This window comes from Wenyingzhuangia sp. 2_MG-2023 (assembly GCF_030548295.1).
In the GTDB taxonomy this organism is placed as follows: Bacteria; Bacteroidota; Bacteroidia; order Flavobacteriales; family Flavobacteriaceae; genus Wenyingzhuangia.
The window spans coordinates 131999-144258 of the sequence record NZ_JAUOSB010000006.1; the positions used below are offsets into that span (position 1 = coordinate 131999).

General features: G+C 33.3%; 11 protein-coding genes. 10 read left to right on the plus strand and 1 reads right to left on the minus strand.

What is annotated here, in order from left to right:
• Positions 1-82: 82 nt before the first annotated feature.
• Positions 83-856 (plus strand): diadenylate cyclase CdaA, encoded by a 774-nt coding sequence (gene cdaA, locus Q4548_RS09075; protein WP_303453974.1) that lies wholly within the window; start codon positions 83-85, stop codon positions 854-856.
• On the opposite strand, the gene Q4548_RS09080 is transcribed toward cdaA, so the two are convergent.
• A complete protein-coding gene (locus Q4548_RS09080; protein WP_303453977.1) occupies positions 853-3426 on the minus strand; it encodes a putative LPS assembly protein LptD in 2574 nt (857 codons plus the stop codon). The two genes, cdaA and Q4548_RS09080, sit on opposite strands and share 4 nt — an antisense overlap.
• 137 nt (positions 3427-3563) lie before the next feature.
• Between Q4548_RS09080 and Q4548_RS09085 the strand changes: the two genes are divergently transcribed.
• The 9 genes from Q4548_RS09085 (at position 3564) to Q4548_RS09125 (ending at position 12259) form a co-directional block, all read left to right on the plus strand.
• The gene (locus Q4548_RS09085) at positions 3564-5018 is read left to right on the plus strand and encodes an N-acetylmuramoyl-L-alanine amidase (protein WP_303453979.1); all 1455 of its coding nucleotides are present in this window, start codon (positions 3564-3566) and stop codon (positions 5016-5018) included.
• A 20-nt stretch (positions 5019-5038) separates the two neighbouring features.
• The gene (locus Q4548_RS09090) at positions 5039-5974 is read left to right on the plus strand and encodes an MlaD family protein (protein WP_303453981.1); all 936 of its coding nucleotides are present in this window, start codon (positions 5039-5041) and stop codon (positions 5972-5974) included.
• Positions 5975-5977: 3 nt separating this feature from the next.
• Entirely contained in the window at positions 5978-7291 is a 1314-nt protein-coding gene (locus Q4548_RS09095; RefSeq protein ID WP_303453983.1) for a 4Fe-4S dicluster domain-containing protein, read from the plus strand.
• A 27-nt stretch (positions 7292-7318) separates the two neighbouring features.
• A complete protein-coding gene (locus Q4548_RS09100) occupies positions 7319-8101 on the plus strand; it encodes a (Fe-S)-binding protein (protein WP_303453987.1) in 783 nt (260 codons plus the stop codon).
• A gap of 80 nt (positions 8102-8181) precedes the next feature.
• Positions 8182-9075, plus strand: a complete 894-nt coding sequence (locus Q4548_RS09105) for a 1,4-dihydroxy-2-naphthoate polyprenyltransferase (RefSeq protein WP_303453989.1) — start codon at positions 8182-8184, stop codon at positions 9073-9075.
• A gap of 40 nt (positions 9076-9115) precedes the next feature.
• Positions 9116-9646, plus strand: a complete 531-nt coding sequence (locus tag Q4548_RS09110; protein WP_303453992.1) for an SRPBCC family protein — start codon at positions 9116-9118, stop codon at positions 9644-9646.
• A gap of 58 nt (positions 9647-9704) precedes the next feature.
• A complete protein-coding gene (locus tag Q4548_RS09115) occupies positions 9705-10739 on the plus strand; it encodes an o-succinylbenzoate synthase (protein ID WP_303453995.1) in 1035 nt (344 codons plus the stop codon).
• On the plus strand, positions 10721-11635 hold the full coding sequence (locus tag Q4548_RS09120) for a CPBP family intramembrane glutamic endopeptidase (protein WP_303453998.1): 915 nt from the start codon (positions 10721-10723) through the stop codon (positions 11633-11635). The genes Q4548_RS09115 and Q4548_RS09120 overlap by 19 nt, the downstream gene beginning before the upstream one ends.
• A gap of 48 nt (positions 11636-11683) precedes the next feature.
• A complete protein-coding gene (locus Q4548_RS09125; protein ID WP_303454001.1) occupies positions 11684-12259 on the plus strand; it encodes an acyltransferase in 576 nt (191 codons plus the stop codon).
• Position 12260: the final 1 nt, after the last annotated feature.

Genomic DNA, 12260 nt, shown 5'->3' on the forward strand with positions numbered 1-12260 from the left:
TATAAATTTTAGTTTTTGCTTGTCAAAATAAGAGTTTCTGTAAAAATGATTACTTTTAGGCAACAATATATAATACAGGTCTGTGTTTGATTTTTTAGAATTTAGTTTCATCGATGTTTTAGACATTCTCTTGGTAGCTTTTTTGCTATTCAATGTTTACAAATTATTAAAAGGTACGGTTGCTATCAACATCTTTTTAGGGATTGCCATTGTTTTTTTAATTTATAGAATAACAGATGCTTTGCACATGGAAATGCTGAGTACTTTGTTGGGAAATTTGATTAGTGGAGGTGCCATTGCGTTGATTATTATTTTTCATCCAGAAATGCGAAAGTTTTTGTTGATGTTGGGTTCTACAAATTTTAAAACAAAAAAGAATTTTATCAAGCAACTAAAGTTTTTAAAAGCTGAAATTTCTATTGATTTGGATGTGGAAGTGTTGACACATGCTTGTGAAAAATTTGGAAAAAACAGAACTGGAGCGTTGATTGTCATCGAAAGAAATTCCAATTTAGACTTTTTAAGAGAACGAGGAGATACGATGAAAATTGAAATCAACAGTCCTATTTTAGAAAGTATTTTTTATAAAAATAGTCCTTTGCACGATGGTGCTGTTGTCATTAAAGAAAACAATATTATTGCTACAAGAGTAGTACTGCCCTTATCAGACAAAGTATTGCCTAGAAGGTTTGGATTGAGGCACAGAGCTGCTATTGGTATTACAGAAAAAACAGATGCAATGTGTTTGGTTGTGTCCGAAGAAACGGGAGAAGTCTCTTTTATAGTTGATGGAGAGTTTGAGTTGTACACTACATTTAATGAGTTGCAAGAAAAAATGAGAATGTATTTAAGTTAGAAATTTCGATTTACACCATGTTTATCCCATTTTAAATCACTCAACACCGAAGATTTTACCCCAATAAAAAAGTAATAAGAACTATTGTTTCCTAATGGAGTCCAATTAAAGCTCATATTCCAGCTACTTAAGTCTCTTGTAAACCTAAGGTTGGTAGAAGGAATTCCATTATTAACAAAGTCATAACCAGAAGAAACACCTACTTTCCATCCTGGACTCAATTCAACGTCACCAGAAATGTATAATGTGTTATGAGATATTCTACCATCACCAGTGGTATTGCTATAGGTGATAGTGTTAGTAAAACGAAGGTTCCATGGCATTGCCGAAATATATTGAGGAAGTGATTTGTTTTCGTCTTTTTTGTCATCTTCTTCTTTGGGTTGGTTTGCAAAATCATTTGTGTTTTGTTGATTTTGTCCAAACATATCTTGGTCGTAAGCGGTAGTCTCTTCATCTTCTTTAGAAGTTTCACCATTTCTTTTTTTGTCAAAATCTTTACTAGAAAATGAGTATACAGTACTAAAGTGAGCTGAGGTCAATCGGACTAGAGGGCCTCCATTTTTGTAGCTAAAGGCATTGATTCTTGTTCCTTCATCATTCAATGCGTAAGGATCTAAAGTACCACCAAAATTTAAGTTCATTTTTTTGAATAATGTTGTTCCTGCACTTAGATTAAAGTTAGAAAGTTTAAATTTTTCTGCTGCAAAGTTGTAATTAGTGCTCACGTTTAAGGAATTTAAGATGTTTACTTTTTTGTCTTCTCCTTCTAAATTGTCTTTGTCAGCAACTTTTGCTTCTATAGAGTTGGCCAAACTAAAACCAATAGCATTTGTAACCCCTGTAGAAGGGCCTCCGTAAATAGATCCTTCAAAAGGAGAATAGGTTGTGTATTCGCTGCCAGTTTCATCACTTTGTACTTCTTTGTAATAAGATCCAAAATCAGGTTTGTAGCTGTAACTTACCGAAGGTCTTATGGTATGTCTAATCGCTTTAATTTTACTGTTTTTAAACTTGAACATTCCATAGACAGTTGTACTTAATGAGGCAGAAGTGCTATAGTCTCTATAGGTAGTAAATCCTGAAATGGTATCGTTAACCACTTTGTTTTCTGTGGCATCGTAGTTCTTTTCAATTTCTTGAGAATACCAAACCTCACGGTAATTGATACTTGGTGATAAAGAAAAATATTTAAGTACTTTCATATTAGTACTTAAGCTTACATTGTGCTGGGCTCCATTTTTAGCATTTTTAAACATTTTTTTGCTAAAAAAATCGTCTTCATTTGCCGAGATTCTATTTTCGGTTTTAAAAGAATAGGTCAGACCAATTTTTTCAAGAGCATTTTTTGCAGTTCCGTTTTTGGGAGCAAAAGGCTGTAACCTGTCCATGTTTAATTGTATTGAAGGCAACGTTGCCGTTACAATTTCTGTGTTGGTATTTTGGCTGTGACTTGCAGTTACGTTAATGTTGAACGGAGTACCTACAAATTTTTTATAATAAGATATAGACGAATTTAAGGTGTTTTGCAATGACATACCTATATTGGATTCGTTTATAGATTGTTGAAAGTATTGACTACTTCCTAAGTTTACAGATGCAGAAAAACGATTGTTAGGTGAGGCTTTGCTGTCTTGGCTATGAGACCATCGTAAGTTAAAGTTTTTCCGTACATTATAGCTCTCAAAACCTTCTATTCCACTAATGAGGTTGTCGTAATTAAAACTGAAATTTCCACTAAACTTGTAGCGTACTTTATAGGTAGATGCCGCGTTAAACCCCCAACTACTATTGGAGTAAATGTCCCCTGTTAATTTCAAATCAAAATAATCACTAATAGCCAAATAGTAACCTCCATTTTGTAAAAAGAACCCTTGACTAAAAGATTCTCCGTAGGTAGGGAAAATAATTCCTGACGTCCTTTTTTTTGTCAATGGAAAATAGGCAAAAGGAAATATGGCAGGAGTAGGTACATCTGCCAATACCAAATTGGTAGGTCCTGTAATGATTTTTTTTCCAGGAACTATTTTGGCTTTTGTGGTTTTTAGATAATAATCAGGATTTCGAGGGTCAGAAGTTGTGAAAATAATATTACGAACAAAAATAGTTGAATCGTTAACTCTTTTGGTTTTCTCTCCCAAAGTATTTATTCCGTCTTGCTCCGTTTCTAAACCATAAATGATGGCCTTTTTAGTTTTGTAATTAAAAATTAATGAATCTTGAGTAGTTTCATTACCTGTTGATTTGAATATCGGCAACTGAGAATATTTGCCATTTTCATCAGGAATACCTTTGGCTTTTACGGTGTTGTTGTTGTAATCTATTAATATTTCTCCAGAAACAATATCGTATTCATCATAAATTACATGAGCTTGATTGTAAAGTTTTACTTTTTTATGGACTACATCTTCCAAAATATAATCCTCGGCAGTATGTTCAATAATATATTGTATGGCTTCTTTCTTTTTTACGGGAGCTATACTATCGTTTTGCACAATAGAATCATTTGCAACCGTTATAGTATTTAAGGTGCTTTCTTTCTCTTGTGTAAATGCAGTAAAATTGCACATGTACACAAAGAAAGCTGTCAAAAGAATAAGGTGTCTATTTGTTTGCAATGCTTTTAGTCCTATTTTTGTAAAGTCATAATTTTGGTTAACAAAATGAATGCCAACTTTAAGTGCCCAAAAATAATTAAATTTTATAGATGAAATTGATTCACATATCTAAATATCATAAGTTTTCTTTAAACCTAATAGCAATGTTGTGTTTATTGCTGTTAAGCTCAGTTTTTACTGAGGTTATAGCTCAGAAAAAACCATTTTTAGTCATTCTAGATGCTGGGCACGGAGGTAAAGATCCGGGTAAAATAGGGTATAAAGGAGCTAAAGAAAAAGATGTGGCATTGAATATTGTCTTAAAAACAGGAAAACTATTAGAAAGCGTTCCTGGAGTTAAGGTAGCGTATACTAGAAAAACAGATGTTTTTGTAGACTTATGGAAAAGAGGAGATATTGCAAACGAAGCAGATGCAGATTTGTTTGTTTCGGTGCATTGTAACGCACATACAAGTCAGGCAATAGGATCCGAAACTTGGGTCTTGGGTCTGAATGCAAATGAGCGTAATTTTAATGTAGCAAAAGCTGAGAATGAAGTGATTTTACAAGAGGAAAATCATGAAGATCGTTACCAAGGTTTTGATCCTAAATCTCCAACTTCTGTTATTGGATTGTCTTTGGAACAAGAGGAATACTTAGATCAGAGTTTACTTTTGGCAAGTTTGATTCAAGAAGAGTTTGAAAAAAAATTAAATCGTGTAAATAGAGGGGTAAAACAGGCGGGTTTTGTGGTTTTATATCAAACATACATGCCAAGTGTATTGATAGAAACTGGTTTTTTAACCAATAGAATTGAAGGTCAATATTTGTATTCTAAATTAGGTCAAGAACAAATGTCTAAATCTATTTCCAATTCTATTTTAGACTATTATAAAAGACAGCAATTAAACATAGCTGGAGCCGATTTTAGAGAACCTATGGTGGCTCCAATTCAAGAAACATCAGTGAAAAGTGCAGACAAACCTGTAGAAAAGGTAATGGAAGAACCTGTACTTTCTTCTGGTATGTATTACAAAGTTCAGTTGGCATCGGGTAAAAATAGAATCAGTACTTCATCATATAATTTTAAAGGTTTTAAAAATGTAGAAAGAGTAAAAGTAGATGGGGGATATAAATATTATTTGAGCGAATATAAAACTAGAAATCAAGCAGAATTGGCAATGCAGCTAGCTAAAAACAAAGGATATAAGTCTGCATTTTTAGTATTGTTTGATTCAGAGGGAAATATAGTGCCAAAAACAAGTGTTTTAAAACCTTCAGATGTTTCTGCTAAAAAATCAGATGTGTATTACAAGGTTCAAATTGCATCCTCAACAAAAAAAATTAGTACAGTCTCTTCTAATTTTAAAGGACTTTCTGATGTTGAAGCTGTTAAGGTTGGGAACTATTACAAGTATTATTTGGGGAAAACGAGTAGTTATGAAAAAGCCAAAGAATATTTACAAAAAGCCAAGGATAAAAAATACAAGTCAGCGTTTTTAGTAGCGTTTCTAAATAATGAAAGAATAACGTTAAAAGAAGCGTTGAGGGGGAAAACAAATTAAATAATTCGTATTTTCGTTTTATGAAAAAAATTTCTAAAGAATTTAAAGCAGGTATTGCTGCGTTGGTAATTCTAACGTTGTTTTACTGGGGGTTTAGTTACTTAAAGGGCAGAAACTTACTTAGTGGAAGCCTGAATAGTTATTATACAACTTATAAAAATGTAAACGGATTAAAAAAATCAAGTCCAGTAACCATGAATGGGTTTGCAGTGGGATCTGTTGTTGATATTTATTTTAGCTCAGATCCTGAACGTCAGGGAGAATTGATTGTTGAGTTTACTATTGAAGAGGATGTGAGTTTTTCTAAAAACAGTACAGCTAAAATTTACAGCGGTGGTTTGATGGGAGGAAGATCTTTAGGAATAGTTCCTTCTTTTGATGGAGAAACAGCCAAGCCAGGAGATTACTTAAAAGGAAAAGTAGAAAAAGATATGGTTGCTTCTATTACTGGAAGATTAGATCCATTGCAAGAAAAAGTTGAGAGTGCAATTACTCATATAGATTCCATAACGGTTCAAATGAGTCAAATGTTAGATGGGAAAACAATAGCAAATATTCAAGAAAGTTTTTCAACGTTGAATAGAACGTTAAAGAATTTAGAAAACACAACGGCTGTTGTAGATTCAGGAATACATAGCACCATGCAGAATGTAAATGAAACAACACAAAACTTAAAAGTATTTTCAGATTCGTTGTCTCAAGTAAAAATTGTAGACCTTTCTAACAAGTTAAATGCGACTATTGGTGATTTAAACACCATTACTACCGACATCAAAAATGGAAAAGGTACAATAGGATTGTTGACTCAAGATGAGGAATTATACAATAATTTAGAAGCTGCTAGTAAGGAGTTAGAAGAATTGTTAAGAAATGTAAAAGAGCATCCAAAGAGATTTGTTCACTTTTCATTGTTTGGAAAGAAAGAAAAATCATATCAAGAAACTAAAGAAGAGTAACATATGCAGTGGATTCCAAATATATTATTTGCGATTATCTTATTCGTAGGGATTTATTTTTTTGCTAAAAATGTGAGAAAATTGATTCGCAATATCAAGTTGGGAAAAGAGGTAGATCGATCGGACAATCCATCTGAACGATGGACAAATATGGCTCGTATCGCATTGGGACAGTCTAAAATGGTTAGAAGACCAGTTTCTGGGGTTTTACATATTGTGGTTTACCTTGGTTTTATCATCATTAATATTGAAGTTTTAGAAATTATTCTAGATGGTCTTTTAGGAACACATCGTGTGTTTTTGCCAGTTTTAGGTCAAAGTGTCTATGGTTTTTTAATCGGAACTTTTGAGGTTTTGGCTTTGTTGGTTTTGGTTTCGGTGACTGTTTTTTGGATTCGTAGAAATGTGATGCACATCAAAAGATTCTTGGGTAAAGAAATGAAAGGATGGCCAAAAAATGACGGAAACAATATTCTTTATTTTGAAATGGTTTTGATGTCTTTGTTTTTGTTGATGAATGCAACAGATGATCATTTTCAACATTTGGCAACAGGAAATACCATTAGCCAATACATAGCACCCTTTTTTGAAAATCTATCTTTTGGAGTGGTACACGCTATTGAAAGAACTGCTTGGTGGATACATATTGTAGGGATTTTAGTATTCTTAAACTATTTGTATTACTCCAAACATTTGCATATTCTGTTGGCTTTTCCAAACACGTTTTTTGCCAATTTAAAACCTAAGGGGGCTTTTAAAAACGATCCAAATGTAACCAAAGAGGTGATGATGATGATGGATCCAAATGCAGATCCTTATGCAGCACCAGCTGAAGGGGAAGATGAAGTGGTTGCTACCTTTGGAGCAAAAGATGTTACGGATTTGTCTTGGGTAAACTTGATGAATGCTTACACCTGTACAGAATGTGGTAGGTGTACAAGTAATTGTCCTGCAAACTTAACAGGAAAAGAGTTGTCTCCTAGAAAAATCATGATGGATACACGTGATCGTTTGGAGGAAGTTGGAAAAAATATAGACGCCAACAATGGAGTGTTTCAAGACGATGGTAAAAACTTATTTGATTATATTTCTAAAGAAGAAATATGGGCTTGTACCAGTTGCAATGCTTGTGTAGAAACTTGTCCTGTAAATATAGATCCACTGGAAATTATTATGGATATGAGACGTTATTTGGTAATGGAAGAGAGCAGTGCTCCAACAGAATTGAATAATATGATGCAGAATGTAGAGAACAATGGAGCTCCATGGCCTTACAGTCAAATGGACCGTTTAAATTGGGTCGATGAGGAGCAGTAGTCAATTAATCATTTACAATGAATCATTATGATTAGAGTACCAATAATGGCAGATTTATTTGCCGAAGGAAAAGAACCAGAAATTTTATTTTGGGTAGGTTCCGCAGGGAGTTTTGATGATAGAGCTAAAAAAATAACCAGAGCTTTTGTGAAAATCTTAAACAAGGCGAATGTGAATTTTGCTGTTTTAGGAACCGAAGAAAGTTCTAGTGGTGATGCCGCAAAAAGAGCAGGAAATGAATTTTTGTTTCAGATGCAAGCGGTTACCAATATAGAAGTAATGAATGCTTACAACGTAAAAAAAATAGTGACGGCTTGTCCTCATTCTTTCAATACGTTAAAAAATGAATACCCTAATTTAGGAGGGAATTATGAAGTTCTTCATCACACTCAATTTATACAACAACTGGTGGACGAAGGAAAATTAGATTTGAAAGATGCTCAGTTATCTGCAGATAGAATCACATTTCACGATCCATGTTATTTGGGTAGAGCAAATGATGAATACAATGCACCAAGAAATTTGATCAAATCTTTAGGAGCTAGTTTGGTGGAAATGAAAAGAACAAAAAAGAACTCTTTGTGTTGTGGAGCAGGTGGATCGCAAATGTTTAAAGAACCAGAAAAAGGTACTATGGATGTAAATGATTTACGTACTCAAGATGCTTTGGAAACCCAACCCAATGTAATTGCTACAGGTTGTCCTTTTTGCAATACCATGATGACAGATGGAGTAAAAAATGCAAACAAAGAAGAAACAGTTCAAGTAAAAGATGTTGCAGAGTTGATTGTAGAAGCGTTGAATTTGTAAAATAAGAATTTTGAAAAATACAAAGTGATTATGTAGCACTTAAAAAGTGTAGTAGTCACTTTTTTTATGTTTAAAAATAGATGAAACATTGGATTGAAGCAGCAAGATTAAGAACCTTGCCATTATCGTTATCAGGAATTATTGTGGGAAGTTTTTTGGCAGCTTCTAAAGGAATGTTTCGTTGGGACATTTGTATCTTGGCATTGTTCACAACAATTGGTTTTCAGGTATTGTCTAATTTTGCCAATGATTACGGAGATGGAGTAAAAGGAACAGATAATGAAAATAGAATAGGACCCAAAAGAGCTTTGCAAAGTGGAGCAATTACAGCAAGTCAAATGCTGAAAGGAATTTATATAACTATTGCAGTAACATTAGTTGTTGCGATAGCCCTAATTTATGTTTCTTTTGGAAGTGGAAATTTTGTATTGTCTCTTGTTTTCTTTTTGTTAGGTTTGGCATCTATAGCTGCAGCTATCAAATATACGGTTGGAAAAAAAGCTTATGGGTATTCTGGTTTAGGAGATCTATTTGTGTTCTTGTTTTTTGGTTTGTTAGGAGTGGTTGGTTCGGAATTTTTATACACACAAAAAGTAGATATACTTTCTTTTTTACCTGCAATTACTATTGGTTTGTTTAGTGCAGCAGTGCTAAATTTGAACAATATGCGTGATAGAGCTTCTGATATGTTGTCTCAGAAAAATACACTAGTGGTAAAATTGGGTGCTGAAAAAGCAAAAAAATACCATTATGTATTGCTTGTTGGTGGAATGCTTTGTGCTTTTATTTATAGCTTTTTTGGAGTGACTAGTACTTTTGAGTTTATATATATATTAGCTTTTTTTCCATTGATCAAACATTTTATTACGGTTGTTAAAAATAAAGAAGCTGTTTTGTTAGACCCTGAATTGAAAAAGGTTGCATTGAGTACCTTTTTGTTCTCCATTCTTTTTGGTTTGGGCTTGATTATTTAATATTTTTAACCATAAAATATAATTTTTTAAAAACATCATTATGAAAAAGTTTTTCTTGTACGGTTCCGCAGTTATTATAGTTGCTATTTTAATTACTGGAATCTTTGCTCCTAAAGGTATTGCGGTGGAGCGCTCTGTTGTGATAGAAAGACCTATGGAGTTGGTGTTTCCTTTTTTTGCTTCGTTAAAAAATCAAGAGCAATATTCTCCTTGGGCAGCAAAAGATCCCAAAACAATTCATACGTACACAGGTATCGATTGTATGGTGGGTTCTGCACATGCTTGGGAATCCAATCATCCAGAAGTGGGGAAAGGGACACAAGAAATATTAGAAATAAAAACAAATCAAGAAATAACGACTGAATTGAAGTTTATAGAGCCTTTTGAAGCTACTTCTAAAGCATATTATAAGTTCAATAGTTTGGATGATGCCACTCAAGTAATATGGGGATATGAACAAGATTATGGTTTTTTTCAAAGTATCTTTATGATGTTTTTTGATATGGATAAAATTTTAGGAGCTGATTTTGAAAAAGGCTTGACAAAAGCAAAAGTGATTTTAGAAGAATAAAAAATAAATAGTAATAAATTGAAAGCCTTTTGATCATCGTCAAAAGGTTTTTTAGCATATGAAAGCGACTTATAAAAAATACATTTTAGATTTTAAACAAGCTTCAGGAACTTCAAGAGGTGTTTTAAGAACCAAGGAAACCTATTTTATTATTCTTGAAAATAAAGGGAAATTGGGTTACGGAGAAACAGGCTTGTTTAGAGGTTTAAGTGCGGATGATAGGCCAGACTACGAAAAAAAACTGCAATGGACTTGCAACAATATCTCTTTAGGGTTAACGACTTTGTTAATAGAGTTGTTAGAATTTCCTTCTATCCAATTTGGACTGGAACAAGCGTTTTTGTCTTTGGAAAGTTCAACGGGATTTGATTTGTTTCCATCAGATTTTACACAAGGAAAAGATACTATTGACATCAATGGATTGATTTGGATGGGGGAACCGTCTTTTATGGAAGAGCAGATAGTAGCTAAATTAGAGGCTGGTTTTAACACCATTAAAATGAAAATTGGAGCCATAGATTTTGAGACAGAAATCAAATTACTAACTTCAATTCGTGAAAAGTACAGTTCAGAGCAAATAACTTTACGGGTAGATGCTAATGGAGCTTTTACTCCAGAAAATGCATTGGAAAAATTAGAGCGTTTGGCGGTTTTAGACATCCATTCCATAGAGCAACCAATACAACAAGGACAAACAAAAGCGATGCAAGAATTGTGTGTAAAAACACCCGTTCCTATTGCTTTGGATGAAGAATTGATAGGTGTTTTTCAGTACGAGAAGAAACAACAATTATTAGAAACTATTCAGCCACAATACATCATTTTAAAACCAAGTTTGGTTGGTGGAATTCATGGAAGTAATGAATGGATTGCATTGGCAAATCAACAAAACATTGCCTATTGGATTACTTCTGCTTTGGAGAGTAACATTGGGCTAAATGCAATTACACAATACACTTATACCTTAGATACAAATTTACCACAAGGTTTGGGAACAGGAAGTTTGTATACCAACAATATAGAAAGTCCTTTGGAGGTGGAAAAAGGCAAGATTCAATACAACACAAACAAAGAATGGAAAATAAATATTTAGCTCAAGCAGAAAAAGGGAAAGTTCAGTTTTGGAGATACATTCTAGGGATTTTCTTTGTTGTTTTAGGATGTGGACTTTTTTCTGCTCCTTACAATTTGGCTGTTCTAAAACAAGTGGAAGAAGGTGTTGCAGATGCTTCAAGAATAGATGATTTTAATTATTTAATGACCTTGTTTGACAGCAATCTTACATTGATTTATATAATATTGCCTTTTGTGGGTGGTTTGTTCAGCTTGTATTTTGTAATAAAAAAAGTTCATCAATTAAAATGGTTGCATTTTACGACGAGTAGATCTAAAATAGATTATAAAAGAGTTTTGTTTTCATTTTTATTGTGGGGAGGAGTCAATGCTTTTTTAATTTTATTGAATGTGATTTTAAATCCAGAGGAGACGGTTTGGAATTTTGACATTCAAAAATTTGCCTTACTTTTTGTGATAGCAATTGTAATGATTCCCATTCAAACTAGTTTTGAAGAATATTTATTTAGAGGTTATTTAATGCAAGGCTTTGGTGCCATAACCAAAACAAAATGGTTTCCTTTTGTAATTACCTCCATTGCTTTTGGGTTGATGCATTTGACAAATCCAGAAGTAAATAAATTAGGGAATGGAATTATGGTGTTTTACATTGGAACAGGTTTTTTATTAGGTTTGATGACATTGATGGATGAAGGAATGGAATTGTCTTTGGGGTTTCATGCGGGGAATAATTTAATTACTGCTTTGTTAGTTACCACAGATTGGACTGCTTTTCAGACCCATGCTATTTTTAAAGATTTTTCAGAACCTAATTTGACGATGCAATTGTTGTCAATGGCTATTTTGTACCCAATACTGATTTATATTTTGGCCAAAAAATACCAATGGAAAAATTGGAAAGAAAAGTTAATTTAGAAAATATAAGAAATTAGAGTGTTTTTAGAATCAATCAAGTTAGAGTTTATGAATCAAGATTATTTTGCACACGAAACAGCAGTTGTAGATATAGGAGCTAAAATTGGAAAAGGAACCAAAATTTGGCATTTCTCTCATATCATGCCCAATGCAATTATAGGAGAAAGATGCAATATAGGGCAAAATGTAGTGGTTTCTCCATCGGTTATTCTAGGTGAAAATGTAAAGGTGCAGAACAATGTTTCTATCTACACAGGGGTAATTTGCGAAGATGACGTTTTTTTAGGACCTTCTATGGTGTTTACCAATGTAATCAACCCTCGTAGTGCTGTCATTCGTAAAGATGAATACAAATCAACATTGGTGAAAAAAGGAGCGAGTATAGGAGCTAATGCAACGATTGTTTGTGGAAATACTATTGGAGCTTATGCTATGGTTGGTGCAGGAGCAGTGGTAACTAAAGAAGTGCTTCCTTATGCTTTGGTGGTAGGAAATCCTTCTAAACAAATTGGTTGGGTAAGTGAATATGGACATCGTTTGGAATTTGATGAAAATGGTGTTGCTACTTGTCCTGAAACAGCTCAGAAATATCACTTGCAAAATAATTATGTAATACAATTGTAAT

Coding starts and splice junctions, on each gene's coding strand:
- Q4548_RS09110 (WP_303453992.1), top strand. CDS start 9,116: ATGAAAAAGTTTTTCTTGTACGGTTCCGCAGTTATTATAGTTGCTATT.
- Q4548_RS09095 (WP_303453983.1), top strand. CDS start 5,978: ATGCAGTGGATTCCAAATATATTATTTGCGATTATCTTATTCGTAGGG.
- Q4548_RS09085 (WP_303453979.1), top strand. CDS start 3,564: ATGAAATTGATTCACATATCTAAATATCATAAGTTTTCTTTAAACCTA.
- Q4548_RS09105 (WP_303453989.1), top strand. CDS start 8,182: ATGAAACATTGGATTGAAGCAGCAAGATTAAGAACCTTGCCATTATCG.
- Q4548_RS09080 (WP_303453977.1), bottom strand. CDS start 3,426: ATGTGCAATTTTACTGCATTTACACAAGAGAAAGAAAGCACCTTAAAT.
- Q4548_RS09100 (WP_303453987.1), top strand. CDS start 7,319: ATGATTAGAGTACCAATAATGGCAGATTTATTTGCCGAAGGAAAAGAA.
- Q4548_RS09120 (WP_303453998.1), top strand. CDS start 10,721: ATGGAAAATAAATATTTAGCTCAAGCAGAAAAAGGGAAAGTTCAGTTT.
- Q4548_RS09115 (WP_303453995.1), top strand. CDS start 9,705: ATGAAAGCGACTTATAAAAAATACATTTTAGATTTTAAACAAGCTTCA.
- Q4548_RS09090 (WP_303453981.1), top strand. CDS start 5,039: ATGAAAAAAATTTCTAAAGAATTTAAAGCAGGTATTGCTGCGTTGGTA.
- Q4548_RS09125 (WP_303454001.1), top strand. CDS start 11,684: ATGAATCAAGATTATTTTGCACACGAAACAGCAGTTGTAGATATAGGA.